General features: G+C 56.3%; 20 protein-coding genes, 1 tRNA gene and 6 pseudogenes. 13 read left to right on the forward strand and 14 right to left on the reverse strand.

Translation table 11 applies throughout. From position 1 onward, the window contains the following. Positions 1 to 154: 154 nt before the first annotated feature. The 3 genes from AC3WTM_RS09520 (at position 155) to AC3WTM_RS09530 (ending at position 3,770) form a co-directional block, all read left to right on the forward strand. On the forward strand, positions 155 to 895 hold the full coding sequence (locus AC3WTM_RS09520) for a phosphoadenylyl-sulfate reductase (protein WP_102672839.1): 741 nt from the start codon (positions 155 to 157) through the stop codon (positions 893 to 895). Positions 896 to 1,443: 548 nt separating this feature from the next. Continuing rightward, the gene (locus tag AC3WTM_RS09525; protein ID WP_102672840.1) at positions 1,444 to 2,985 is read left to right on the forward strand and encodes an NCS1 family nucleobase:cation symporter-1; all 1,542 of its coding nucleotides are present in this window, start codon (positions 1,444 to 1,446) and stop codon (positions 2,983 to 2,985) included. A gap of 56 nt (positions 2,986 to 3,041) precedes the next feature. Continuing rightward, positions 3,042 to 3,770, forward strand: a complete 729-nt coding sequence (locus AC3WTM_RS09530) for an aspartate/glutamate racemase family protein (protein WP_095964049.1) — start codon at positions 3,042 to 3,044, stop codon at positions 3,768 to 3,770. A 133-nt stretch (positions 3,771 to 3,903) separates the two neighbouring features. Here the strand turns inward: AC3WTM_RS09530 and AC3WTM_RS09535 are convergent, their stop codons facing one another. After that, a complete protein-coding gene (locus tag AC3WTM_RS09535) occupies positions 3,904 to 4,827 on the reverse strand; it encodes a LysR family transcriptional regulator (protein ID WP_102672841.1) in 924 nt (307 codons plus the stop codon). A gap of 124 nt (positions 4,828 to 4,951) precedes the next feature. On the opposite strand from AC3WTM_RS09535, the gene AC3WTM_RS09540 reads away from it, so the two are divergent. Further along, positions 4,952 to 5,698, forward strand: a complete 747-nt coding sequence (locus AC3WTM_RS09540; RefSeq protein WP_102672842.1) for a 3-oxoacyl-ACP reductase family protein — start codon at positions 4,952 to 4,954, stop codon at positions 5,696 to 5,698. A 135-nt stretch (positions 5,699 to 5,833) separates the two neighbouring features. Here the strand turns inward: AC3WTM_RS09540 and AC3WTM_RS09545 are convergent, their stop codons facing one another. Beyond that, positions 5,834 to 6,529 (reverse strand): HAD-IA family hydrolase, encoded by a 696-nt coding sequence (locus AC3WTM_RS09545; RefSeq protein ID WP_090454016.1) that lies wholly within the window; start codon positions 6,527 to 6,529, stop codon positions 5,834 to 5,836. 248 nt (positions 6,530 to 6,777) lie between these two features. Between AC3WTM_RS09545 and AC3WTM_RS09550 the strand changes: the two genes are divergently transcribed. Beyond that, a complete protein-coding gene (locus AC3WTM_RS09550) occupies positions 6,778 to 10,110 on the forward strand; it encodes an RHS repeat-associated core domain-containing protein (RefSeq protein ID WP_102672843.1) in 3,333 nt (1,110 codons plus the stop codon). Between the two features lie 55 nt (positions 10,111 to 10,165). Here AC3WTM_RS09550 and AC3WTM_RS09555 read toward each other — a convergent pair whose 3' ends face one another. The 7 genes and pseudogenes from AC3WTM_RS09555 to AC3WTM_RS09585 form a co-directional block, all read right to left on the reverse strand. After that, positions 10,166 to 10,372 (reverse strand): hypothetical protein, encoded by a 207-nt coding sequence (locus AC3WTM_RS09555; protein WP_102672844.1) that lies wholly within the window; start codon positions 10,370 to 10,372, stop codon positions 10,166 to 10,168. Between the two features lie 107 nt (positions 10,373 to 10,479). After that, entirely contained in the window at positions 10,480 to 10,662 is a 183-nt protein-coding gene (locus tag AC3WTM_RS09560) for a hypothetical protein (protein ID WP_057715722.1), read from the reverse strand. Positions 10,663 to 10,678: 16 nt separating this feature from the next. Continuing rightward, entirely contained in the window at positions 10,679 to 11,104 is a 426-nt protein-coding gene (locus AC3WTM_RS09565) for a YMGG-like glycine zipper-containing protein (RefSeq protein ID WP_102672847.1), read from the reverse strand. A 167-nt stretch (positions 11,105 to 11,271) separates the two neighbouring features. Continuing rightward, a complete protein-coding gene (locus AC3WTM_RS09570) occupies positions 11,272 to 11,640 on the reverse strand; it encodes a bacteriocin (RefSeq protein WP_102672845.1) in 369 nt (122 codons plus the stop codon). 311 nt (positions 11,641 to 11,951) lie between these two features. Continuing rightward, complete coding sequence (locus AC3WTM_RS09575; RefSeq protein WP_102672848.1) at positions 11,952 to 12,140, reverse strand: hypothetical protein; 189 nt, start codon at positions 12,138 to 12,140, stop codon at positions 11,952 to 11,954. Positions 12,141 to 12,286: 146 nt separating this feature from the next. Further along, a complete protein-coding gene (locus tag AC3WTM_RS09580) occupies positions 12,287 to 12,607 on the reverse strand; it encodes a YbjQ family protein (RefSeq protein ID WP_102672846.1) in 321 nt (106 codons plus the stop codon). Then, positions 12,604 to 12,759: pseudogene (locus tag AC3WTM_RS09585) on the reverse strand (6-aminohexanoate hydrolase); the annotation flags it as partial. The pseudogene AC3WTM_RS09585 and the gene AC3WTM_RS09580, both read right to left, overlap by 4 nt. Positions 12,760 to 13,818: 1,059 nt before the next feature. Here AC3WTM_RS09585 and AC3WTM_RS09590 point away from each other — a divergent pair. Genes AC3WTM_RS09590 through AC3WTM_RS09600 form a run of 3 tightly spaced genes read left to right on the forward strand, consistent with a single transcriptional unit; the run spans position 13,819 to position 16,779 of the window. Continuing rightward, on the forward strand, positions 13,819 to 15,108 hold the full coding sequence (locus AC3WTM_RS09590; RefSeq protein ID WP_102672410.1) for an AAA family ATPase: 1,290 nt from the start codon (positions 13,819 to 13,821) through the stop codon (positions 15,106 to 15,108). Positions 15,109 to 15,118: 10 nt separating this feature from the next. Beyond that, positions 15,119 to 15,964, forward strand: a complete 846-nt coding sequence (locus AC3WTM_RS09595; protein ID WP_102672409.1) for an HNH endonuclease family protein — start codon at positions 15,119 to 15,121, stop codon at positions 15,962 to 15,964. Between the two features lie 44 nt (positions 15,965 to 16,008). Then, on the forward strand, positions 16,009 to 16,779 hold the full coding sequence (locus AC3WTM_RS09600) for a hypothetical protein (RefSeq protein WP_102672408.1): 771 nt from the start codon (positions 16,009 to 16,011) through the stop codon (positions 16,777 to 16,779). A 32-nt stretch (positions 16,780 to 16,811) separates the two neighbouring features. On the opposite strand, the pseudogene AC3WTM_RS09605 reads toward AC3WTM_RS09600, so the two are convergent. Together AC3WTM_RS09605 and AC3WTM_RS09610 are read right to left on the reverse strand one after the other, a co-directional pair. Continuing rightward, a pseudogene (locus tag AC3WTM_RS09605) lies at positions 16,812 to 17,744 on the reverse strand (phage portal protein); the annotation flags it as partial. Continuing rightward, positions 17,732 to 18,418 (reverse strand): annotated as a pseudogene (locus tag AC3WTM_RS09610) (contractile injection system protein, VgrG/Pvc8 family); the annotation flags it as partial. The pseudogenes AC3WTM_RS09610 and AC3WTM_RS09605, both read right to left, overlap by 13 nt. Before the next feature lie 255 nt (positions 18,419 to 18,673). Between AC3WTM_RS09610 and AC3WTM_RS09615 the strand changes: the two are divergent. Both AC3WTM_RS09615 and AC3WTM_RS09620 read left to right on the forward strand, forming a co-directional pair. Beyond that, positions 18,674 to 19,105 (forward strand): annotated as a pseudogene (locus tag AC3WTM_RS09615) (terminase gpP N-terminus-related DNA-binding protein); the annotation flags it as partial. After that, positions 19,105 to 20,103 (forward strand): annotated as a pseudogene (locus AC3WTM_RS09620) (tyrosine-type recombinase/integrase); the annotation flags it as partial. The pseudogenes AC3WTM_RS09615 and AC3WTM_RS09620, both read left to right, overlap by 1 nt. 40 nt (positions 20,104 to 20,143) lie before the next feature. On the opposite strand, the gene AC3WTM_RS09625 reads toward AC3WTM_RS09620, so the two are convergent. Both AC3WTM_RS09625 and AC3WTM_RS09630 read right to left on the reverse strand, forming a co-directional pair. Next, on the reverse strand, positions 20,144 to 20,956 hold the full coding sequence (locus AC3WTM_RS09625) for a hypothetical protein (RefSeq protein ID WP_102672405.1): 813 nt from the start codon (positions 20,954 to 20,956) through the stop codon (positions 20,144 to 20,146). A gap of 306 nt (positions 20,957 to 21,262) precedes the next feature. Further along, positions 21,263 to 21,352: transfer RNA gene (locus tag AC3WTM_RS09630), tRNA-Ser, on the reverse strand. 307 nt (positions 21,353 to 21,659) lie between these two features. Here AC3WTM_RS09630 and AC3WTM_RS09635 point away from each other — a divergent pair. The 3 genes from AC3WTM_RS09635 (at position 21,660) to AC3WTM_RS09645 (ending at position 24,418) form a co-directional block, all read left to right on the forward strand. Next, positions 21,660 to 22,349: a crotonase/enoyl-CoA hydratase family protein gene (locus tag AC3WTM_RS09635; RefSeq protein ID WP_102672404.1), complete on the forward strand. Its 690-nt coding sequence runs from the start codon at positions 21,660 to 21,662 to the stop codon at positions 22,347 to 22,349. Positions 22,350 to 22,564: 215 nt separating this feature from the next. Further along, positions 22,565 to 23,287: a lysophospholipid acyltransferase family protein gene (locus AC3WTM_RS09640; protein ID WP_102672403.1), complete on the forward strand. Its 723-nt coding sequence runs from the start codon at positions 22,565 to 22,567 to the stop codon at positions 23,285 to 23,287. A gap of 159 nt (positions 23,288 to 23,446) precedes the next feature. Beyond that, on the forward strand, positions 23,447 to 24,418 hold the full coding sequence (locus AC3WTM_RS09645) for a magnesium and cobalt transport protein CorA (protein ID WP_102672402.1): 972 nt from the start codon (positions 23,447 to 23,449) through the stop codon (positions 24,416 to 24,418). Here the strand turns inward: AC3WTM_RS09645 and AC3WTM_RS09650 are convergent. Further along, positions 24,414 to 24,491 (reverse strand): annotated as a pseudogene (locus AC3WTM_RS09650) (outer membrane lipoprotein carrier protein LolA); the annotation flags it as partial. The gene AC3WTM_RS09645 and the pseudogene AC3WTM_RS09650 sit on opposite strands and share 5 nt — an antisense overlap. Between the last annotated feature and the right edge of the window lie 17 nt (positions 24,492 to 24,508).

The raw sequence follows: 24,508 nt of genomic DNA on the forward strand, positions 1-24,508 counted from the left end.
TGATTATTGAGTCGAGCGAGCAAAAAGACTGCCGAACTCTAGCGATTCGGGCCTGCCTGCGCAACGCAGAGGATGCCCCGGCCCGTGCAGCTTTTTGTTACCATCGACCCCATATAGAGCGCCCAGCGCCACCGACCTGTAGGAAGCCGCCCTGATGAGCCCAACGTTCGACGTCGTGGAACTCGCCACGACCTATGCCAACAAATCCGCCCAGGACATTCTGAAACTCGCGTTTGCCGAGTTCGGCGATGACCTGTGGATATCTTTCAGCGGCGCCGAAGACGTGGTGCTGGTGGACATGGCCTGGAAGCTGAACAAGAACGTCAAAGTGTTCAGCCTCGACACCGGTCGCTTGCACCCCGAGACCTACCGCTTCATCGATCAGGTGCGCGAGCACTACAAGATCGACATCGAACTGGTGTCGCCGGACTACACGAAACTTGAGCCGTTCGTGAAGGAAAAAGGCCTGTTCAGCTTCTACAAGGACGGCCATGGCGAATGCTGCGGCATACGCAAGATCGAACCGCTGCGCCGCAAGCTGTCAGGCGTGAGGGCCTGGGCGACCGGCCAGCGTCGGGACCAAAGCCCCGGCACCCGCAGCGCAGTCGCGGTGATGGAAATCGACACCGCGTTCTCCACCCCGGAACGCACTCTGTACAAGTTCAACCCACTGGCGCAAATGACCAGTGAAGAGATCTGGGGCTACATCCGCATGCTGGAACTGCCTTACAACAGCCTGCACGAGCGCGGCTTCATTAGCATCGGCTGCGAACCCTGCACCCGCCCGGTACTGCCGAACCAGCATGAGCGTGAAGGCCGTTGGTGGTGGGAAGAAGCGACGCAGAAGGAATGCGGGCTGCATGCGGGGAATATCATCAGCAAGTCGAAAGCGTAAATGCCCCTGTAGGAGCGAGCTTGCTCGCGATAAACCCAAGAGCGCCATGGGGTGTCAGGAATACAGCGTTTTCATTGACGACCATCGCGAGCAAGCTCGCCCCCACAAAAATGTGTACACAGGAATGTCACCATCGGTGCCATTTATGTGTGCACTTTTCGTTTCTGCGCCCCCAAAAGTTACATCCCCCTGCCTGACATACACCGCCATGCCCTCCTGAATCCCCTCCGGAAAATAAATACCTGTTCAATCGGTCAATTTTAATTGCCTATTTTTCAGTAATTTGGCGAAAAACCATAACAAAACGAAATGAGCAGCGCGTTTCATAGAACTGCCAGCTGGCACAGTTCTGGCTTAAGTGCATACATGTTTTGTATACAATCAATTCAAAACATACACACACTTTAGATCCGCAAGCCTGAAGCGCCCTATCCCGTACAGGCTGCAGATGCCCCGTAACCAATGATATTCACCATCCGCGACGAAGATTTGTCGAGCCAACGCTCATGCACAGTCATCGCGATGTCGAGCATCAGGAGCCTGCCGGAATGCGTACTAGTCTCTCCAATAACAACATCGCGCTGGATCTACCCTCCTCCCATTCCATCCACACCGTCGACAATCAGGCGCATCACGCTCCCGTGGTGCTCAGCCCCCGATTGCACAACAAAGACCTGGCACCGACCAAGTCCGAAGGTCGGCGCTGGGGCCGCTACAGCATCTTTGCCCTGTGGACCAACGACGTGCACAACATTGCCAACTACTCGTTTGCCATAGGCCTGTACGCCTTGGGTCTGGGTGGCTGGCAAATTCTCCTGTCCCTGGGGATCGGCGCCGCGCTGGTTTACTTTTTCATGAACCTGTCTGGCTACATGGGCCAGAAAACCGGGGTGCCGTTTCCGGTCATCAGCCGGATCAGTTTCGGCATTCACGGTGCGCAGATTCCTGCATTGATCCGCGCCGTTATCGCCATCGCCTGGTTCGGTATCCAGACGTATCTTGCGTCCGTGGTCTTTCGCGTGCTGTTAACGGCGGTCCATCCCGGGTTCGCCGACTACGACCACGACTCGATCCTCGGCCTGTCGACCCTGGGCTGGGTGTGTTTCGTCGCGATCTGGTTCGTGCAACTGGCGATCCTGGCCTATGGCATGGAGATGGTGCGGCGCTATGAGGCATTTGCCGGCCCGGTGATTCTGCTGACCGTCGCCGCCCTTGCCGCGTGGATGTACACCCAGGCCGATGCGACCATCGCCTGGTCTATCCGTGAGCCGCTGACTGGAGGTGAGATGTGGCGCAACATCTTTGCCGGTGGCGCACTGTGGCTGGCGATCTACGGCACCTTGATCCTCAACTTCTGCGACTTTGCCCGTTCTTCGCCGTGCCGCAAAACCATCAAGGTCGGAAATTTCTGGGGCTTGCCGGTGAATATCCTGGTGTTCGCCGGCATTACCGTCCTGCTGTGCGGCGCACAATTTCAGATCAATGGCCGGATCATCGAAAGCCCGACCGAAATCATCGCCTCGATCCCCAACACCTTCTTCCTGGTGCTCGGCTGCCTGGCATTCCTGATCGTCACCGTGGCGGTGAACATCATGGCCAACTTCGTCGCCCCGGCGTTCGTACTCAGCAACCTGGCACCCAAGTACCTGACCTTCCGCCGCGCCGGCTTGATCAGCGCGACCATCGCCGTACTGATCCTGCCGTGGAACCTCTACAACAGCCCGCTGGTGATCGTGTACTTCCTGTCCGGCCTCGGTGCCCTGCTCGGCCCATTGTACGGGGTGATCATGGTCGACTACTGGCTGGTACGCAAAGGCCGGATCAACGTACCGCAGTTGTACAGCGAAGACCCTGACGGCGCGTATTACTACAGCCACGGTGTCAATTTGCGCGCGGTGGCAGCGTTCATTCCTGCAGCGTTGATCGCCATCGTCCTGGCATTGGTACCGGGTTTCCACAGCGTATCGCCATTCTCCTGGCTGATTGGGGCCGGTATCGCCGGGATGCTCTACCTGATCATCGCCAAGCGCCAACCGCATTACGTCGATGTTAGCGGCGAAGCCATCGCGGTCGACAACGTCAGCCACTGATCCTGTCGCGGCCCGGCGTTGTCGGGCCGCAGAACCAACTGCAATAAGGACTCCCCATGCGCATTCTCGTGGTCAACGTCAACACCACCGAATCCATCACCCAGGCCATCGCCCGATCGGCGCAGGCCGTCGCGTCACCCGGCACGGAAATCGTCGGCCTCACCCCGCACTTCGGTGCCGACTCCATCGAAGGCAATTTCGAGAGTTACCTGGCGGCCATCGCGGTCATGGACCGGGTGATGTCCTACGACCAACCCTTCGATGCGGTGATCCAGGCCGGTTATGGCGAACATGGCCGTGAAGGCTTGCAGGAACTGCTCAATGTGCCGGTGGTGGACATCACCGACGCCGCCGCCAGCACGGCGATGTTCCTCGGTCACGCCTATTCCGTGGTCACCACCCTCGACCGCACCGTGCCGCTGATCGAAGATCGCCTCAAGCTCTCCGGCCTCTGGGATCGTTGCGCCTCGGTGCGGGCCAGTGGGCTGGCCGTACTGGAGCTGGAACACCAACCGCAGCGCGCACTGGAGGCCATCGTCCATCAGGCAGAACTGGCGGTGACCCAGGACAAGGCCGAAGTGATTTGCCTGGGCTGCGGCGGCATGGCCGGGCTGGACGAGCAGATTCGCCGACGTACCGGGGTACCGGTGGTGGATGGGGTGACAGCGGCGGTGACCATTGCCGAATCATTGGTGCGACTGGGGCTGTCGACATCGAAGGTGCGAACTTATGCGACGCCACGGCCGAAAAACATCATTGGTTGGCCGGGGCGGTTTGCCCGGTAGACCGCGGTGCCCCCTTCGCGAGCAAGCCCGCTCCCACACTGGATCTCCGTTGAATACAGACATTGTGTCTACAACAGATCAAATGTGGGAGCGGGCTTGCTCGCGAAGGAGGCAACTCGGACCTGAGCCTGACTCAAACCGCACTGAACCTCTGCCCCAACCCCCGTTCGGCAAACTGCTCAATGACGAATTCGACAAACGCCCGGGTCTTGCCCGGCAGCAGTTTGTGTTCGGCGTAATAGATGGAGGTGTAGCCGTCGTCGATGTACCAGTCCGGCAACACCCGTTGCAGCCTGCCCGACTCCAGATAACCCGCGGCAAACGGCATGCTCACCAGCGCAATGCCCAGACCCTGCGCGGCCGTGGCGCAGGCAGCCTCGGAATCGCTCATGGTCATCCGCGCCTTGAGCATCAACGGGCTGTGTTGCTGATTGCGATGGGTCAACTGCCAGGAGCGTACCCGACCGGTCTGCGGTGAGCGGATCAGAATCCCGTCATGGTGCTTGAGGTCATCCGGCTCGCTGATCGCTGCATGTGTCTCCAGGTAGTCCTGCGTAGCCACCAACACCCGATGCGCGGGACTCAGCTGGCGTGCCACCACGCCCTGGGGTAATTCGAAGCCGCCGCCGATGGCCGCGTCGAAACCCTGCCCGATCAGATCGACCTGGCGGTTGTCGAAGTGCCAGTCCGGGTTGATGGCCGGGAATCGCCGCAGAAACTCGCCGAGCATCGGTACAATGTACAGGCAGCCAAATACTGTCCCCATGCTGACTTTCAAGGTACCCGCCGGCTGCCCTCCGGCGCTGGCGAGATTGGCCACGGCATTCTGGATCGTGTGCAGGCTGCCGCTGACTTCGCCGAGAAACAACTGACCGGCTTCCGTCAGGGTCAGGCTGCGAGTGCTGCGCTGGAACAATCTGACACCCAGGCGCGCTTCGAGCTTGGCAACGCTCTTGCCCACCGCCGCCGGTGTCAGGCTCAAGCGCCGCGCCGCCTCTGCAAAGCTGCCGACCTCGGCACTGCGCACAAAGCATTCGATACTGCTGAAGGTTTCCATAGATGCCACTATAAACTTTTGGTTTACACAGACTATCGCAACTATGGTCTACACAGCACGTAATCCTGAATCGATACTAGCCTCCATCAACCGGGACATCTCGCCTCGGGACTTGGAGATCGATATGACTACTCAGAACCTCAGCGGTAAAGTGGCCTTGATTCAAGGTGGTTCCCGCGGCATCGGCGCAGCCATCGTCAAGCGCCTGGCTGCTGAAGGCGCCACCGTTGCCTTCACCTACGTCAGCTCCACGGCCAAAGCCGAAGAACTGCAAGACAGCATCATCGCCAAGGGCGGCAAGGCCCTGGCAATCAAGGCCGACAGCGCCGACGCCGACGCCATCCGCGGCGCCGTGTCCGCCACAGTAGAAGCCTTCGGTCGCCTGGATATCCTGGTCAACAATGCTGGCGTACTGGCGGTTGCACCACTGGACGAGTTCAAACTCGAAGACTTCGACCAGACCCTGGCCATCAACGTGCGCAGCGTATTCATCGCCACCCAGGCCGCCGCCAGACACATGACCGAAGGCGGTCGCATCATCAATATCGGCAGCACCAACGCCGACCGCATGCCCTTCGCCGGTGGTGGTCCGTACGCCATGAGCAAGTCGGCGCTGGTCGGCCTGACCAAAGGCCTGGCCCGTGATCTCGGCCCGCAAGGCATCACCATCAATAACGTGCAACCGGGCCCGGTCGACACCGACATGAATCCGGCCGAAGGTGACTTTGCGGAAAGCCTGATCCCGTTGATGGCCGTGGGCCGTTACGGCAAGGCCGAAGAGATCGCCAGCTTCGTCGCCTACCTTGTCAGCCCTGAAGCGGGCTATATCACGGGGGCCAGCCTGACCATCGACGGTGGTTTTGGCGCCTGATGCGTTAAACGCAAACCCAATGTGTGCGGGCTTGCTCGCGAAAGCGGTGAGTCAGACGACATCAATGTTGCCTGGCACACCGCCTTCGCGAGCAAGCCCGCTCCTACATTTGCCAGTGTCTACCCGTCTTTTTAGCTAGGTCCATTCCAGCGCCGGCAAACCAAAAGCACTTGGCACAAACGCCTTCAACGTACGAAGAATGCCATCGGCGTGTGCGTACCTGGCATCTGCCATTGCTGCATCCGGAATCGCAATCGCCGTCATCCCTGCTGCTTTCGCCGCAGTGACGCCGAAGGGCGAATCCTCGAACACCAGGCAGTCTTGCGGCGCAACACCCAGACGCCGCGCCGCCGTCAGGAAAATATCCGGTGCTGGTTTGGCCGCACCTACCTCGGCGTCATCGGCGGTGACGATAAAGTCGAACAAGGCGAACCAGTCGCGGTGCAATGTGGTTTTCTGGCCGAACGACTGGCTCGAAGAACTGGTGCCTACGGCAATGGGAATGTTGTTGGCCTTCAGATGCCGTACCAGCTCTTGTGCTCCGGGCATTGCCTGCGCTGTAGGAAAACGCTCGCGCATCAGCGGCTCGCGGATCACCAGAAACTCTTGTGCCGTAATCGGCAAGTCCAGCGCTTCAACCACATAGCGCGCCAGATCGCCCGCGCCACGGCCAATGATGTTCTGTTTGATGCTCCAGTCGAACGTCCGGCCGTAACGCGCGGCAATGATGGAGGTGACTTCGGTGTAGATGCCTTCTGTGTCCAGCAACAAGCCGTCCATATCGAAAATCACGGCCTTGATCGGGCCGAATGCTTTCAGTGGTGCATTCATCGCATCTGATCCGTTTTCTAAGGTATCCCGGGCAGCTCAGGTACGGCCGATGCCCCATGGATTAAAGGATTCAGCAGCATAGCGAGCGCCGCCGGTCTAGGGCAATGATGAAATCCCGATCAGCGCCGAATAGCCCTCCGCGATTTAGCGAATCGCCCTACAGCAAGCGCCACTCTTTCCCGACTTCTTTCCTCGCCGATCCCCCGCAGAGTTTCGCGCTCCACATTCCGCCAAGCGAAAGACAGCAGATGTTCGATCCCCAAGAGGTATTGGCATGCCCCGCCAGCGGTCCCCTGATACTTTGCCCCGGCAGGCATGAACGCCACGAGGATGCCTCCAGACAGGCGAAAAACCCCAATGGTGTCAGTATCGACACCGCCGAGCGAACCGCTACCCACAACGGCCCGGTGTCGATGGTTACCGGTGAAGAACTGCTGACCCTGACCGATGGCACCCTCGACGGAATCTTGCCTTTCGACTTCACCCGCCTCTATCGCACCAGTGCCGTCGAAATCGACAGCGGCCTCGGTTTTGGCTGGAGCCATTCGCTGTCCCAGCACCTGGAACTCCACAGCGAGCGGGTGCTGTGGATCGACCCCGAAAACCGTCGCACGCCCTTTCCACGGCCGACGGCGGCGCGCCCGGTGATCCACAACAGCCTGTCGCGAGCGACGATTTACCTCGGCGAAGAGCCGGACGAACTGATCCTCGCCCTGGCCGGTCACCGCGCACGGTTCTACCACTTTCATGACGGCCGGCTCAGCACGATCAGCGATGCCTACGGCAACCGCCTGACGGTGCAGCGGGACCGCTGTGACCGGATCCAACGCCTGGACAACGGCGCCGACCGCGCCTTATTGCTGCGTTACGACGTCAAGCACCTGGTGGCGGTTGACTATCAGGTGTTTCAGCGCGGCGACTGCGAGGCAAACACCTGGCGCACCGAACAGACACTGGTCAGCTACCGCTATGACGCCCGCCGGCGCTTGATCGAGGCAACCAACGCAGCAGGTGAAAGCGAGCGCTATGACTACGACGAGCGGCACGTCATCCTGCAACGGCAACTGGCCGGCGGCGCGAGTTTCTTCTGGGCGTGGGAACGCTCTGGCAAGGCAGCCCGCTGCATCCATCATTGGGCCTCGTTTTCGCAAATGGAGGCACGTTACGCCTGGGACGATAAAGGCTGTGTAACAGTGAACAACGCCGACGGTAGCGAAGAGGTTTACGTTCATGACAACCGCGCACGCCTGGTACGCCAGGTCGGGCCCGACGGCGGTGAGTTGCACAAGGCCTACGACGATCAGGGTCGCCTGATCGCCGAGCAGGACGCCCTCGGCGCCGTCACCGAATACCATTATGACGAAGCCGGCTGGTTGAACGCGCGGCTTGCCCCCGATGAGATGCCCATGACCTGCAACTATCGGCACGGTTTCCTGCGCACCCTCACCCGTGGTCAGGCGACCTGGAGCTGTCAGCGCAATGCCCAGGGCGACATCACTGGTGTTTCCGATCCCGACGGGCAGATCACCCGCTATTTCTACGACCCAAAGGGGCGCTTGCTGACAATCCGATTCCCCGACCAGAGCGGTCACCGGTTTGTCTGGAACGCCTTGGGGCAACTGTTGAAGGAGACCTTGCCGGACGGTGCCGAGCGTGCTTTTTCCTACGATGTGCTGGGCCGACGGATTACCCGGCAGGACGAACACGGTGCCGTCACCGGCTATGAGTGGGACGCCATGGGTCGACTGACCAGGATCACGCTGCCCAACGGTGCCTGCCGTGCCTATCGCTACAACGCCTACGGCCAGGTCACCGCCGAAACCGACGAACTGGGACGAGTAACCCGTTACGATTATGCCGATGACCTGCACTTGGTCAGCCGTCGGATCAACCCCGACGGCAGCACACTGAAGTACGGCTACGATCATGCGCAACTGTTGCTCACCGAGATCGAAAACGAGGTCGGCGACCTCTATCGGCTGGACTACACGCCTGGCGGATTGATCCGACAGGAAACCGGCTTTGATGGTCGTCGTACCACTTATGCGTATGACGGTAATGGCCAGTTGCTGAAAAAAACCGAGTTCGGCGACGACGGTTCGCAACTCGTCACACAATACCAACGCGACAGCGCCGGGCGCTTATTGCTCAAGACCCTGCCCGACGGGATCAAGGTCGAGTACCACTACGACAACTTAGGGCGACTGGTCCGCGTCGATGACGGTCAGGACCATCCGCTGGCGTTCGAATACGACCGCCAGGGCCGGTTGATCACCGAGCATCAGGGCTGGAGCACCCTGCGTTACGGCTATGATGCCTGCGGTCGACTCAAGCGGCTGCACCTTCCGGACGACTGTGTTCTTGTCTACCACCATGCCAAGGGAGGCGCCCTCACTGCCATCGATCTCAATGGCACGCGCCTGACCTGCCACCGTTTTGTCGGCGGGCGCGAACAGGAACGTCAACAGGGCCTGCTGCTCAGCGATTACGCCTACGACGAGCAAGGCCGCTTGCAGGTCCATTGCGTCAGCCAAAAGCAACGAACGCTGTATCGCCGCGAGTATGCCTACAGCGCCAAGGGCAATCTCCTGCAGATTGCCGACAGCCGTCACGGCCAACGCCACTATCAATACGATGCGTTCGACCGCCTGACCGGCGTACGCCACGACCGCGATCAGTTCGCGGAGAACTTCACCCATGATCCGGCCGGCAATCTGCTGATCCGTGGCCGTCCAGGCCCGCTCGTGCTCCAGGGCAACCGTCTGCACCGCCATTGCAACAGCCACTACGACTACGACGCCTTCGGCAACCTGATCCGCGAACGCCGCGGCATTCCTCCCCAAGTCACCAAATACACCTATGACAGCCAGCACCGCCTGATCAGCGTCAGCACCCCGGACGGTAAAAGTGTCAGCTACCGCTACGACGCCTTCGGCCGGCGCATCCGCAAAACCATCGGCAGCCAGACCACGCAATTCTTCTGGCAAGGCGACCAGCTCATCGCCGAAAGCGCTCCGGAGCACTACTGCAGCTACGTTTACGAACCCGGCAGCTTCCGCCCGCTGGCACTGCTTGACGGAAAAGGCCCGGCAGACGCCTGCCCGCTCTACTACCAACTCGACCACCTCGGTACCCCGCAGGAACTGACCAACTACGGCGGCGCTATCGTCTGGTCGGCCAAATACACCGCCCACGGCAAACTTCGTGAAGTGAGCCAGGGCGACGGCGAACGACTCAAACAGCCTCTACGGTTTCAGGGGCAATACTTCGACGCCGAGAGCGGCCTGCACTACAACCGTCATCGCTACTACCATCCCGACATTGGTCGTTATCTGACGCTGGATCCGGTCATGCTGGCCGGTGGGTTGAACCCGTATCGGTACACTCGGAACCCGACGGGGTGGGTGGCTCCATTGGGATCGGGCGGGAATTGCCCGCAGGAGGACAAGCAGGGATGCTCGGTGCCGTATGAGCAAGGAAGGGCAAGTGTTGATGAGGGAGAGCCTGATGCGCCCTCTCCAAAACCTTCGAATAAATACGGGTATTGCGGAGACCCACTAGAGCCCCGGGGAATTTTTTAGCCGGATTCCCCCCTCGGAGCGACACTTCAAAGAAGCAATCGGGACCCGGGGCTTTTCACTGTCGCTTTGTAATAGCTGGCTCACCCGCGCCATTGTCCCGATCTTCTGGGTTGGCCTCTATATCATCGTCGCCCGGAACCTGCTCCACACCTGCATCATCATCGTCCGGTGGTCGTTGGTCGCGACGCAAGGAGTCGGTAGGTGACGGCAGCGGATACTCCGGTGTTTCATCAACGTCGGGAACTTTCCGATCAGTGTTCAAATCGCACCTCTCGTGTGACCTGGAGTGCAGGTCACGACCTGGTGAGGGTCCGGCGGTGGACGCGTTCGATCAGCTGGACAGCCCGTCAATCCGCCGGCACGATTCGATCAGTCCTCGTCCTCTTCCTCATCTTCAAACTCGATATTCCCCACATCGCCCGCATCATCAGCATCGTTAAGCGGTACCGTCGCATCATCCATCAGCGATCCCGGGTCTTCATTGCCGGGATCGTTTATAGATGGCTGCGCGCTCGGCCCCTTTTCTTCCTTGTCTTCGCTTTTCGCAGTCATGGGATGCCTCGCTCAACTAGTGATGCTTATTGTGGTGCTTATTGTGGTGCTTGTTCGAATGTTTATGTCCGCCACCGGAATGGGAGTGGTCGCTATCACTCCCCAGATCATTGCCGACTGCACCACCGGCTGCACCGCCAAGACCGGCACCGATGGCCGATCCGGTCGAACCGCCAAGAGTGTTGCCGATCACTGATCCACCCGCCGCGCCCAAGCCACCGCCTACCGCCGCTTCGGTGCGACTGCGCTTTGGCGCGGCAATGGCACTACCGGCCGCGCCGCCGACTCCGGCACCGACGGCCGCACCCGTGCTGCCACCCAGCTGGCCACCGACAACATTGCCCAGCACCCCACCAAGACCACCGCCCACTGCGGCATCTCCATTACCTCCCGCCAGCGCCACCTGAGAGACCAGCAATCCAAAAACAATTGCAGGCACCATCAATAGTCGAGCATTCAGGCTTCCGTTTTTTTTGTCGTTGGTTTTCGGGTTCATGGCACGCCTCGCATTCTTCCAGGGTATGGAAGATTTGAGCTGCTGCGGCGCAAAACGTTCATTAATGAAAAAGCCCGGCATCAAGCCGGGCTCTTTTCAAATCTGGATCAGGATCAGTGACGCTTGTGACCATTGGCCAGGTTGCTGCCCACGCCGCCGCCCAATGCACCGCCCAGGCCCGCACCGATGGTGGCACCGGACTTGCCGCCGAGGCTATTGCCGATCACCGAACCACCGGCCGCGCCGACACCGCCACCGATAGCAGCGCTGGTGCGATGACCTTTTTTGGCGGCAACTGCGCTGCCTGCCGCGCCAGCGACGCCCGCACCAATCACGGCGCCAGTGCTGCCACCCATCTTCTGGCCGACGACGTTACCCAATGCGCCGCCCAAGCCACCGCCCAGCGCGGCAGTGCCGTCACCAGCCATTGCACCTTGAGCAACCAGAAGCCCCAGAACCAGAGCGGGCAGTGTTAAACGCATGACAAAAACCTCAAAAATAGGGGTACACAAAAAGAGGGCGAGATTGAATGCTTTTGCGCGGATAAAGTCCAGCACGCCGGTCCAACTTCGCGATTGGCGACGGTTGGACAGCGTTTAACGAAAAGGTTTTATCGCGGACAAAAAAAAGCCCGCTGGGGAAACGGGCCAGGTGTTGCTTTCTAACGGATGAGTCGAGATTACGGAGGGTGTTGTGAAAACTTCGTGAAAGATCCCCTCCTTCAAAAAAATTGTCATAAAACTTTTCAGGCATGAAAAACCCCGCTCTATGGCGGGGTCTGCCTGACGTTCGATTACTTCCTGACCGGCGCTGCCACCTTAGGTAAAAATTTGCCCTTCAGTACCCGACACGCCCTCGTCTTGATCTTGTCGACCTCAGTCTGATCCTCGCCGAAACTGGCCACATACTGGGTCTGACCACACCGCACGGAGTTGTTGATCGGAAATTCTGCGCCATCGTCCTCGATATACGGATCAACCATCTCTCCACCCCTTTCAAAAAGCGCGATCGACAGCGGCAAGCCCTTTGCCTGAAGGAACATCGATCGCCAAGGTTTGTGAGACTAGCCGGTCACCAACGGACCTGCCGTTCGGATTTCTCCGTGACCGACGAATGGCTTCTCACCTTTTACCTCAACTTGACCGCAGTCCCGGTCACAAACACCACGACCATTCCGCCCTTACCGGCCGGCATGCTGATCTCATAATCAAGCCCGACCACCGCGTCCGCCTGAAGCGCCAGCGCCCGCTCCTTGATCTCATCGGTGGCCTGAACGCGTGCTTCCTTCAACGCTCGCTCCAGTGTCTGGGAACGCCCGCCGAAAAAGTCGCGCATCCCGGCAAACACGTCGCGGACAACGTTGATCCCTTGCACCGACTCGGCGCTGACGATGTCCAGGTAGGCGGTAATTTGCCGACCTTCGATGGACTGGGTCGTGGTGATGATCATAGGTGTTCCTTCCTGTTCAGATAGTCAGCCAACGCGTCAAGCGCAGGCAAAGTGACGGGTTCATTGGCCGAGTTGCTGGCCACCGGATGGGATGTGTAGCAGACGATGAACATCTCGGCCTTCGGGTCGACATAAATGCGCTGCCCATGGACCTGCTTCGTTTTCGCTTGGTTATCGGCAGGATGATGTATTTAAGGCCGGATTGCGGAGTAGATGGGGCATACGAACGGGAATATGATCCGGCAGCATTCCCATATCGCCCTTTTTCAGACGCCAAAAACCACAAACCCCCGACTTTCTCTAGGAAAATCAGGGGTTTGTGTTTGCAGAATGTGGCGGTGAAGGAGAGATTCGAAAGTGCCCGCACCCTCGATCGTGCCGACAACACCCCCGGTTTACAAGGGCTCCAGCGGTGCCAGGTGCACGAAAGCATTCCCACGCCATTCCCACGGGCAAGAATGTGCACCTCAGTACGCGTGCGCGTCACCCGTATAGGAGGCTGTTTTCCAAAATCTAGAGGGGGGCAAAAAAAGAGTAACATCAGTAACATTTTTTGATTTTCAGCCGCAAACCATTGAAATACATAGGTTTTGTTTGAGTCGGAAAAGGTAATCTTTAAGTAATATTTAAGTAATCTGATTACTCTATTTAAATGTAAGCCCTCATCACACTGAAAGCCTTACAAATCAACACCTTACAAATTAATTACTTTTTCAGTTACTCCACTATTACTCCTTTTTGTAATCCTCAAGCCCACGGAATACGAGGCCTCCAGCTTGAAAGCTCAACGCAGTTACTGAAATTACTCTTTCTCAGACCTCCCCCCCTTCCCAGCAATTACAGAGCATCCAGCCCCTCACCGGAATCCACCCCTCCGTGCAGGGTTCCGCAGGCTTTTTCCACCCCAGATTCGCGGATACAGCCCCCACCCTGGGCGGGTTTGGGGTGGGTGCAGGTTTGCAGAAAAAACGACACATTTAGCCCGCAGGCGTGGCGGGGGGACGACAGCGCGCGCCAAATGAAAATGCGCTCCTCGTCACGCCGCATAGAAGGCGACCTTCCGGTTCTCAAATTCGTGGATGGAATGCCGGCCGGCATGACCAAGTTATCTGCGTTCCCAAAAGCAATGGAGCAAATTCCGCCTGTATTCGGAGTTAAAAATCTCAATCAATTCGTGCGATACTCGAAGAATTTCGTGCAAGGATCAGAGCATGTACATCCGACGATTGAACATCACCAACATACGTTCTATAAAAAATTTCGATCTACGTTTCTCAGCTGGAGAAGCGGCAGGATGGCATGTAATTTTGGGAGCAAACGGGTCGGGTAAGTCTAGTGTTGTCAGATCATTAGCGCTTGCACTTGCCGGCCCGAAGGAAGCCGTCGCTCTTCGCCAAAATTGGAACACATGGCAGCGAAACGGCGCCCCAGGGAGCAAAATTCAACTGCAGTTTGACTCAGGACAAAAAGATATATTTACAGGAAAAGGACGTCCAAACTCGACAATTGATGTTGATATCGAACTAAGGCCAATCGAGACGTCGATTGGTGGTCCACGAATTGAGGTAGCGGTTACCTCCGGAGTGACTCGAGCAACTCGTTCCATCTGGGGAACGAACTCAGGTTGGTTTTCTGCTTCCTTTGGGCCCTTCCGCCGCTTCACGGGAGGCGATCAAGCATTTGACCGGCTTTTCTATTCAAACCCACGGTTAGCCTCACATTTATCTGCTTTTGGCGAGGACGTAGCACTAACTGAAGGATTGAGATGGTTGCGCGAACTTCGCGTTAAGCAACTTGAGGGCATTTCGGAGGAAAGGCACCTTCTCGACCATTTAATCGAATTCCTAAATAACTCAGACCTCCTTCCGCATGGTGCAAAAATTGTAGAGGTAAAGAGTGAGGAAGTCGTTCTCAGTGATGCGAACGGCGCTTTCGTAAGTGTAGAACAGATGAGTGACGGTTACAGATCAGTGCTTTCCATGATATTTGAGATTCTTAGACAAATGACGAAGTCATATGGAATTGATGATGTAATTCGATCGCTCGATGTTACTGCAGGCGCTGTCAATTTACCTGGAGTGGTATCAATTGACGAAGTCGATGCTCACTTACATCCCTCGTGGCAAAAAGAAATTGGACCGTGGTTCACGAAATGCTTTCCACAAATTCAGTTCATAGTAACTACACATAGCCCTATAATTTGTCGTAATGCAACTACAGTATGGCGCCTACCAAACCCTGGAACAGAAGAAAAATCTGGTCGAATAGAAGGTAATGACCTCAACCGCTTGATGCACGGATCTATTCTCGAAGCCTATGGCACGGAATTTTTTGGACGCGACATTGCGCGCTCCGAAGATTCACAACACATGCTTAGTGAATTAGCTACATTAAACAGAGGGGCCTTAAAAGGTCGATTAAACGAAACTGAGAAAGCTCGTATGGATGAACTTCGGGCAATGTTCCCTACTCGAGCCAGCGACATAGTTCAAGAGCAGTGAGAAAAACAACATGCTGCTAATTCAGAATCTGGACTTACCAGAAGACACAGCCGCCGTAATTAATATCCTACAACATTTAATAGACCTACAAGAAGATTACCCTACCAAAGTAAAAATGGCCGACAAGGCCTGGACTTCACGAAACTCCAATGCGCTAAAGAAAGCCGCATTCCGATCCATTAGAGCAACTTTAGCTAAAATGTGCGTTGGTTCAGTACGCTGTTCTTATTGCGAGGACTCACTAGCAGACGAAGTTGAGCATATTCTTCCAAAGAGCCTTTTCCCCGAGCAAGCATTCCAGTGGCAAAATTATTTATTTGCATGCGGCCCCTGCAACGGACCAAAAAGCAACAGATATGGTGTGATACTAAATAATTCAGTATCAGAGTTCATACGAAAGAAAGATGATCTGATAGTACCACCGCCCGGTGGGCAATCGGCGCTAATCAATCCTCGAATAGAAGACCCAACACTTTTCTTGGAGCTTGATCTAGGAGGCGTCACTCCGGATGGTACGGTTTTAGACGCAACCTATGAATTCATTGTGCATGATGGCTTATCAGCCACTGACCAAGCTCGTGCGAAGTTCTCAATTCTCGTACTCGGTTTAAATAGAGAGGTTATTCGCGCGGCTCGGGAGAATGCATTTAGCGGCTTCCGCGCGCGTCTGAAGGAATATGTAGACGCCCGCCAACAAAACGCTTCACAGGCCGAACTATCCATTTTAAAGCAGGCCATCCTCAATACGCCGCACTTAACCGTTTTTTTTGAAATGCGCCGCCAACGAGGATGGCTCCCTCAGATTAACCATCTTTTCTCCAGTGCTCCTGAAGCAATCGACTGGCAAACACACTAACGTCAAAGAAACCTTAGCAAGCACTTTATAAAACAAGGAACGTTATGAACTTAAAAGAAGAACTAACAAACATCACAACCGGATACGCCGCTGAAACCATACGTACTAGGTTACTGGTGAAATTTGTTGAATCCTCTGCCAAGAAAAAAGCAGAGGAAACTATTGAAATGCACTCAACCATTCAAAAATTATTATCGGGCGAATTAGCACACAAGAAGAAACACCCTCAAGACAGAAGCACCATCGAAGTCCCAACAAAGCTCCTAATAGATCTAGCCTCCCCTCTAGAAAAAACAGGAAAAGATTTATTAAGCCTACCAGAGCTATGCTTGCGCATGGCATACGTCCATTTGGTCACACTTTTTGAGGCTGCACTAAGCGATATAATTAGGACCACACTTACATACAAGCCAAACATTCTAAAATCCAAAAGACAAATCTCTTACGAGGACGTACTTAGTGAGCCAGACATGACATCATTATTACTAAAAATAATAGATAAAGAAATTTCAGATATGACGTACGGATCCACAGAGGAAACAATTGACTACCTACAAAACAAACTACATTTACCAGTAACTTTTTCGGACGAAGAACACTTAGAGCTCGAAACAATAAAAGCACAACGTAACCTACTAGTTCACAACCAAGGGAAAATAGATGCAAAATACCTAAAGAAAAAAATTTCTGGTGATTTTTCTTTGGGCGACAACATCATAATTACGGAAAAAGATTGGGATGCCGCCAACCTTTTATTTGGAGGAATAATCAACTCACTCGAACTCGCGATAATAAGAAAATTTAAATTAACTTAAAACCACCCAGAGAAGTTAAGTATTTCTACCATCTATAGTGGCCCACCCAACTCGAATGTTTGAAAGCGAATCACCTCCTCCCCGAGCCATTCATTCACTTGTAACATTCGAGCTTGCAATGGCTCCAACTCATTCAGTCCCCACACCAAGGCTGCCTCACGCATCGAGCCGAACCCCCCGGAGTTCTGTGGCACAATGCCCATCAGTTGTGGATAAATACGCAGGGCCGCCAGCAGATCGTCACGGCTGATGTTCTTGATCGAACCAAAATCATCCTTGGCCGCCACCTCGCTGATCGGGATCAGTTGGATGCCGTCTTTCTTTCCACCAGGTGCATACATGAAGAGATTGCGGAAGTTGCCCGGGCCTTTACTGCTCTTCATCGCGCCGCGTAGATCAGTGACAAAATCCTCGTTCTGCGCCGCGTCGGTCATGTAGAGAATGAAGCCGGCATGGCTGCCATTCTGGTAATACTTGCGCCGAAACAAGGTCGCCGCCTCATTGAGCAGGGCGCTCTGCAGCGCCGACAACCACTCAGGTAAGCCATAGATCTCCTGGTTGATGTCCGCCTCCCGCAGGTGGCAGATGCTGTCTTTCCGAAATTCGTGTTCATCGCGCCAGCCACGCACTTGGAAGTAACTCCCCTCCTCGACGCCACGGCGCACAAACTTGGCCATTGCCGGCAACAAGCCCAACGCCTGGCGAAGCATATTGTCGCGCTTCTCCAAGTAGGTATTGCCACACCAAATGAAATCCAGAGCGACCTGTTCGAAGGCCTGGCGGCTCAATAGTTTGTGCGGGATGAAGGTCCGGGCCAGCGCATTGCGCTTGAAATTAAGCCCCGATTGGAGGTACACGCTGGCCCTGGTCGACTTGGCCAAACCATCCAGCGATAGCGGCGGCTCGTACCAGCGCCCGTTCGACCAGCACTCCAGGTAGTCAAGGATCTCCCGGCCATCGAGTAGCCGTTGTCAGCGCTCAGGCTGTGCTGCACGTTGCCGCCATACCAGATGATTTCATCGATCTCGGCCTTCACGCCCTGGAGCGTGTAGGTCAGTTCCGGGATCAGATCCGGGCGGCCCCGGGCAAGGGTGTAGCTCAGGGTCGCGCTGCCCCGTTGTAGGCGATTGAACTCGGCCCGTGCAGCCCGTAGGGCGGACTGCTGATCACTGTAGGTATGGCGCAGGTCCTTGAGGTTTTCGCCGCCGCCTCCAATGGCTTCCTGCTTCTTGGCACTGTTCACGTCGTAGTAATAGGCACGCACACCGTCGTAGCTGTCGCGATCGGCTTGCAGATACCGGTGCTGGTCGCCATCGACGCGGGTCAAGGTGATATGGGGTAGGGCCAAGCCGCTGGCCGTCTTGCCACCGCCGGCTGGCATACACAGCAGGCAGCCTGCTTTGACCGTTGCCACGGCATCGAACTCTTCGCCGAGTCGACTGATCAGGTTGGCATCCGATTCATTGGCCTGGTCGAGCTGCAGGATGGGTAGACCGCCCAGGGCTTCGGCAATCGTTGCCTTGAGTCCATTGCCACTGGCGATGGCACCCAGCACTTCACCCAGAGTGGAATTGCTCCAGCTGCGCTCGCGTTTGGTCTTGAGCCCTGTCCGCAGATCCGCCGACCTGAGGGCGATGCTGTTGGCTGTGATCAGCGGTTTTGCCGAGCTTGGCTTCGAGGTCTGCAAACTTCGTTGCAAGCGCATCGTGTTTGCCAGTCAGCGCCTGCAGATCGGATTGGGCTTTTTCATTGGCGTCGAGCGTGCTGCCCACTGCATCAGTCAGGTGGCTGGTCGGCAGCGCGCGCACGTCGAGCAATGATGCGGGCTTGTAGCTGGCAGTTTTACAGGTCTCGGAGTTAGGGGCTTCGCGCGCGTGACGGCAGCATCTGCGTCATGAATGAAGCCACCCACCCACCGATGGACCCTCGCCGCCAGGCCAAGTTTTTGTACTGGACGGGTTGGCGCGTCACCGATATCGCCGACTTCCTGAGCGAGAAAGAGAAAACTATCCACTCCTGGAAGGCCCGCGACGACTGGGACCGGGCGGACAACGTCGAGCGCATTGGTGGCGCGTTGGAAGCCCGGCTGGTGCAGTTAATCCTCAAGGAGGGCAAGTCCGGGGGCGACTTCAAGGAAATCGACCTGCTGCATCGGCAACTGGAGCGGCAGGCGCGTATTCAGCGCTTCCAGGGCGGCGGTACCGAAACCGACCTCAATCCGAAATTGGCTGCGCGCAACGCTGAAGCCAAGAAGCAACCCAAGCGTAACGATTTCTCCGAGGAAGACTTCGAGAAGCTTGAAGAGGCTTTTCGAGACGATTGCTTTACCGCCGGCATTTTCCCGAGTCGACCAAGCTGGCCGAGAATAGCTTCGGGCATTACCTGGACCTTTGGCTGACAATCAAGAGTAACAGCGTCGCCGCGACCTCTTTTCGCGGGTACAAGAACAAGGCGGAGGTCCATGTAAGGCCACGCTGGGGTGACATTCAGATCGATCAGATTGACCACTTGGACCTGCAAGAGTGGATTCAAGGGCCGTTGTCGAAGCGGCTCAAGAACAAGACCATTCGCGACATCATCAGCAATGTGCGCCAGGTGTTCCGGCTCTACCGCACCCGGAAGAAAGTCGCGCACGACCCAACCGAGGGGTTGTTCGTCCGCCTTCCCGATCCCGAAGCCCCTGACCCGTTCACAAGGGCAGAAATCAAGCAGATCCTCGAAACCCCCACCAGCCGAACCCAGGAGCTGTTGATGGTGCAGTTCATGATATGGGCAGGCCCGCGGGTGTCGGAGACAATCGCTCTAGCCTGGGAGGATGTCGACCTGAAACAAGGCACGGTGACTTTCCGACGATCCAAAGTGCGTGGAGCCTATCGAGTGACGAAAACCCGACGCTCGACGCGCAAGGTGCGTCTGTTGGAGCCGGCGTGGGATGCACTGCGCAAGCTGGACGCGATCAACCAGCTCAAGACTGTGGACACCGTCGATATCGTCGAGCGTGACAACAAGACAGTCCGCAAGCACAAGTTGCACTTCGTATTCCTGAACACCAAGAGCGGTCTGCCACACGTCAGCGACTTTGTCGTGAGGGACAGGTTCTTCAAAGCGCACTTGAAAGCAGCCGGCGTGCGCTATCGCGGACCTGGCCAATGCCGGCACACCTACGCCAGCCAGTTGCTGACCACAGGCGTGGCCTCAGTCGATTGGATCGCGGAGCAGATGGGCCACACCAGCGCAAATATGATCCGCCAGCACTATGGGACGTGGATTAATGAGGATGGACCAGACGTCATCGGAATGCTTCAACTTGCCCTGAACCTTTAGGCATTTTCACAAGGGGGCCAAATTGGCCCCAACAAGTGGTTCAAAAGATGGTTTTTATAACCTTGTCGACCCCGGCAATCAGTTCGCCTACTTCGTCAACCGTTGGATCGGTCGGGTTTTTATGACCACATTTATTTCGAATGTCGCCAAGAAACTGGATATGCCTAGACTGCGACAGTTCAATGACACCAGCTGCCTTTAGCGCATCGTTGAGCACTGCGATAGTTCCAGATTTCTTGGGCAAGTTGTGGTTGTCACATACCTGCTTCAGATGGCCTTCCAGTACGACTCCGGCGACAGCGCCAGCAGCACGAGCAAATTTGTTTTTTAGCAGCTCTCTAGCAACATCAAGTTCGGAATCAAAGAGATCTGCTTGTACCAATTGCTTGATGTCAAAGAGTGAACTCTCGAAACGCTTCTCTATGGACTCAAGGATAGCTAACTGCTGCTGCAGCAATGGGACTGCGGCAGACATGTCAACGATCACGTTCCCGCCATACCGAGTTGACGAAAGGTCTTGGCAAGCATCCTCGATTCGATAAGTCTCGACATCAAACGACTTTCGCGTTTTAGGTCGCTCGTAAAACTTTACGAAGTCAGCATATCGGTCGGGTAGTAGCTGTTTTACGACGACTAGAGCTTCGGAATACCAGTGGTTGTAGCAAATCTTGAAAGGCCTAAGACTCTTGTCGAGCTTTTCGATTTTCTCTTCGGACCATTGCGCCTGTTTCAATGAGGCTCGCCACTTCGCCCCCCCCAATGAGGCCCGGAGAAGTGCTTGAAGAACTCGCTCCCCCTCGTGAAGTAAAGCCTTCAGATCTTTCCGGTACTTTTCTAAATTGGATACTGTCATTGCTCCCTCGGATGTAGATGACCAGATTGATCGTCGGCCGAAGGAGGCAGAGTAATGGCATTTTTCTGCCACGACTAGTTGACCACCCACGGTTTTTCCCAGACCAGCTTCGCCCCCCTCGGGGGTAGTCGAAGTTTTGCTTTTATGAGGTTCTACAGCGAAGAAAGAAGCTCTGGAGCTAGCTGGCACCTGAACAGATTGCCCGAGCGTTCCCATGGATGTTCCCATATGGGCCTTTTTTGACCCTCTGAAAACACAAAACCCCTGAAAACTTTAACGTTTTCAGGGGTTTTGTCGTTTCAAATTTGGCGGTGAAGGAGAGATTCGAACTCTCGATACAGTTTCCTGTATACACACTTTCCAGGCGTGCTCCTTAAGCCACTCGGACACTTCACCGTATCTCTTCAAACATGTTCTGTCTGTCGAGGCGCGCTAATGTAGTCGAAAGCTTTTCCGATGGCAAACATTTTTTCAGAATTTTCATGCGGTTAACGCGATTCAGCGTTTCCGGTCGTTCCCGGCCATGGCAAACCGGCCAATCTCCGGCTTCGTGCCCTCTTCTATATAGAGGGCAATGCGCAGCAGGTACGGCGGGCTGCGCCTGACGGGCGGGCAAAGGGTGACTGGCGGGTCAGTCACGGCGCTTTACCTGGCTTGCGGCGGTGGGTAACGTCTGCCCAACTTTATTGAAAGGAATAGCGTCATGAGTGAGTTGATTTCCTACCATCTCGAAGACGGTATCGCGACCCTGACCTTGAGCAATGGCAAGGTCAATGCCATCTCCCCGGATGTGATTGCCGAGTTCAACGCAGCGCTGGATCGGGCAGTGACTGATCGTGCGGTGGTGATCATTACCGGCCAGCCGGGCATTCTCTCTGGCGGTTATGACCTGAAGGTGATGACGGCCGGTCCTAGAGAAGCCGTGGCGCTGGTGACCGCTGGCTCGACCCTTGCCCGCCGCCTGCTGTCGCACCCCTTCCCGGTGATCGTGGCGTGCCCGGGGCATGCGGTGGCCAAGGGCGCATTCCTGCTGTTGTCGGCTGACTATCGCATCGGCGTTGAAGGTGCGTTCAGCATTGGCCTGAACGAAGTGCAGATCGGCATGACCATGCACCACGCGGGCATCGAGATTGCCCGTGACCGCCTGAACAAAGTGGCGTTGCAGCGTTCTGTGGTCAACGGCGAGATGTTCAATCCACAAGGCGCCCTGACTGCCGGCTTCCTCGATGTCGTGGTCTCGCCTGAAGAACTTCAAGGCGCGGCACTGGCGGCGGCTCGTCAGTTGAAGAAGATCAACATGACCGCGCACAAGAACACCAAGTTGAAAGTGCGCAAAGCGCTGCTGGATGCCCTGGACAACGCGATCATCCAGGATCAGGAGCATTTGGGCTAAGCCCGGATCAGCTGCAACGAAAAAGCCCGACCGTCGTGTCGGGCTTTTTCGTACATGTCGATGTTAAACATCTGTGACCGCTCTAGACCGCATCTGACCAAATAGTCGGAAACATCAGCTCAAACATCGACCATCTCCCACTTCCCTGGGAGCAATTGCCGAAAACAGTGCACATCCGTACACTGCGCCACCTTTTGTCCCGGTGGGGCCTGTAAATGCTGTTTTTGTGCCGTATGTCATTGATGGGTCTGCACTTTATCGTGGCGGGTGTGCTGGGGGTGATGCTCGGCCTGTGCCGGCCGTTCAATCCGGACAACAGCCGCCTGTGCGCACGCCTGTACGCATGGCCGGCCATGTGCATTTTGCGTTTGCGAGTGAAGGCCGAAGTCGGGCCGTTGATGGATAAACCCGACAGCTGTGTAATCATCGCCAATCACCAGTCCAACTATGACCTGTTTGTGTTTGGCAACGTGGTGCCCCGTCGTACCGTGTGCATCGGCAAAAAGAGCCTGAAGTGGGTGCCGCTGTTCGGGCAATTGTTCTGGTTGGCCGGCAATGTGCTGATCGACCGTGGCAATGCACAAAAGGCACGCAAGTCGATGTTGACCACCACCCACACCCTGCAAAACAAAGACACCTCGATCTGGGTTTTCCCGGAAGGCACGCGCAACTTGGGTGAGGACTTGCTGCCATTCAAGAAGGGCGCCTTTCAGATGGCGATTGCCGCAGGGGTACCGATTGTCCCGGTGTGCGTCAGCAGTTACGTCAAACACATGCGGTTGAACCGCTGGCGCAGCGGGAAAATCCTGATTCGCTCGTTGCCGGCGATTCCCACCGCCGGATTGAGCATGGACGACATGCCCCTGCTGATCGCCCAGTGCCGCGAGCAGATGCGTGAATGCATCGAATCGATGGACCGGCAACTGCAAGCCGCCTGAAAAATAAACCCGCCTGGTGCGGGTTTTCTTTTGCCTGTGCGTCTTTGCCCAGAACTCGGCAGATTTAACTGACTCTCAAACACTGCAAGGCTAAGCTGATCCACACTGCCAATGCATTCGTTGCCAATTGAAAGCTGCCAAAAGAAGTGAACCACCATCATGGGTAGAGTTGTTGCTGCTGCGGTTTATAGCGCCGGTAAGAGAGTCACTAATATCACCCTTGACGAAGGCGCAGCCTGGGCTGCAAAGCCCGGGCACTTTGTCTGGATCGGCCTCGAAGAGCCGAATGCCGAGGAGCTCTACAATCTGCAACGCCAGTTCAACCTGCACGAACTGGCTATCGAGGACGCCCTGGAAAAGCACAGCCGACCGAAGCTGGAAACCTTCGGCGATGCGCTGTTCATCGTGACCTATTCCCCCATCCGGGATGAGGGCAAACTCAAGTTCATCGAGACGCATATCTTTGCCGGAAATGGCTACATCATTACTGCGCGCAACGGTCACTCCGCGTCCTACGCCCATGTCCGCCAACGCTGTGAGGCGCGTCCGCTATTGCTTGAGCACGGGGAGGATTTCGTACTCTATGCCATCCTCGATTTCGTGATCGAAAACTACCAGCCGATGGGCGAAGCCATTCACGGGGAAATCGATGAGTTGGAGCGCAACGTGTTGTGCGGCTCGCTGAATGACTACGACATCCAGAAGCTGCATGGCCTGCGTCGTGATGTTTTGCGCTTGCGTCGCTATGTGGCACCGATGATTGAGATCGGGGAGGAATTGCAGAGGCTGAGCTTCCCGTTCATCGACAAGAACATGCGCCCGTACTTTCGCGATGTACAGATTCATGTAACGCGGCAGATGGAAGACCTGACGACGCTGGCGGATATTGCCAGCCAGACAATTGAGGTCGGGGTGCTGTTGGAGGCCTCTCGCCAGAGCGTGGTGCAACGCAAGTTTGCGGCCTGGGCGGCGATTCTGGCCTTCCCGACGGCAGTGGCGGGAATCTACGGGATGAATTTCCAGAACATGCCGGAGTTGGGCTGGCACTACGGGTATTTCGGGGTGCTGGGGTTTATTACGGTGGGTTGTCTGGGGTTGTGGGCGAGCTTCAAGAAATCGGGGTGGCTGTAGGAGCGAGCCTGCTCGCGAAAAACCTGAGAGCACCGTTGGCTGTCAGGTTTGGCGCGTTATCGTTCACGACCATCGCGAGCAGGGTTCGCT

Source organism: Pseudomonas sp. EU05-FHT14B02 (assembly GCF_058791055.1).

What these genes read in the sequence shown, in the direction of transcription:
- AC3WTM_RS09520 (WP_102672839.1), top strand. Translation starts at nt 155, where the DNA reads ATGAGCCCAACGTTCGACGTCGTGGAACTCGCCACGACCTATGCCAAC.
- AC3WTM_RS09525 (WP_102672840.1), top strand. Translation starts at nt 1,444, where the DNA reads ATGCGTACTAGTCTCTCCAATAACAACATCGCGCTGGATCTACCCTCC.
- AC3WTM_RS09530 (WP_095964049.1), top strand. Translation starts at nt 3,042, where the DNA reads ATGCGCATTCTCGTGGTCAACGTCAACACCACCGAATCCATCACCCAG.
- AC3WTM_RS09535 (WP_102672841.1), bottom strand. Translation starts at nt 4,827, where the DNA reads ATGGAAACCTTCAGCAGTATCGAATGCTTTGTGCGCAGTGCCGAGGTC.
- AC3WTM_RS09540 (WP_102672842.1), top strand. Translation starts at nt 4,952, where the DNA reads ATGACTACTCAGAACCTCAGCGGTAAAGTGGCCTTGATTCAAGGTGGT.
- AC3WTM_RS09545 (WP_090454016.1), bottom strand. Translation starts at nt 6,529, where the DNA reads ATGAATGCACCACTGAAAGCATTCGGCCCGATCAAGGCCGTGATTTTC.
- AC3WTM_RS09550 (WP_102672843.1), top strand. Translation starts at nt 6,778, where the DNA reads ATGTTCGATCCCCAAGAGGTATTGGCATGCCCCGCCAGCGGTCCCCTG.
- AC3WTM_RS09560 (WP_057715722.1), bottom strand. Translation starts at nt 10,662, where the DNA reads ATGACTGCGAAAAGCGAAGACAAGGAAGAAAAGGGGCCGAGCGCGCAG.
- AC3WTM_RS09565 (WP_102672847.1), bottom strand. Translation starts at nt 11,104, where the DNA reads ATGGTGCCTGCAATTGTTTTTGGATTGCTGGTCTCTCAGGTGGCGCTG.
- AC3WTM_RS09570 (WP_102672845.1), bottom strand. Translation starts at nt 11,640, where the DNA reads ATGCGTTTAACACTGCCCGCTCTGGTTCTGGGGCTTCTGGTTGCTCAA.
- AC3WTM_RS09575 (WP_102672848.1), bottom strand. Translation starts at nt 12,140, where the DNA reads ATGGTTGATCCGTATATCGAGGACGATGGCGCAGAATTTCCGATCAAC.
- AC3WTM_RS09580 (WP_102672846.1), bottom strand. Translation starts at nt 12,607, where the DNA reads ATGATCATCACCACGACCCAGTCCATCGAAGGTCGGCAAATTACCGCC.
- AC3WTM_RS09590 (WP_102672410.1), top strand. Translation starts at nt 13,819, where the DNA reads ATGTACATCCGACGATTGAACATCACCAACATACGTTCTATAAAAAAT.
- AC3WTM_RS09595 (WP_102672409.1), top strand. Translation starts at nt 15,119, where the DNA reads ATGCTGCTAATTCAGAATCTGGACTTACCAGAAGACACAGCCGCCGTA.
- AC3WTM_RS09600 (WP_102672408.1), top strand. Translation starts at nt 16,009, where the DNA reads ATGAACTTAAAAGAAGAACTAACAAACATCACAACCGGATACGCCGCT.
- AC3WTM_RS09625 (WP_102672405.1), bottom strand. Translation starts at nt 20,956, where the DNA reads ATGACAGTATCCAATTTAGAAAAGTACCGGAAAGATCTGAAGGCTTTA.
- AC3WTM_RS09635 (WP_102672404.1), top strand. Translation starts at nt 21,660, where the DNA reads ATGAGTGAGTTGATTTCCTACCATCTCGAAGACGGTATCGCGACCCTG.
- AC3WTM_RS09640 (WP_102672403.1), top strand. Translation starts at nt 22,565, where the DNA reads ATGCTGTTTTTGTGCCGTATGTCATTGATGGGTCTGCACTTTATCGTG.
- AC3WTM_RS09645 (WP_102672402.1), top strand. Translation starts at nt 23,447, where the DNA reads ATGGGTAGAGTTGTTGCTGCTGCGGTTTATAGCGCCGGTAAGAGAGTC.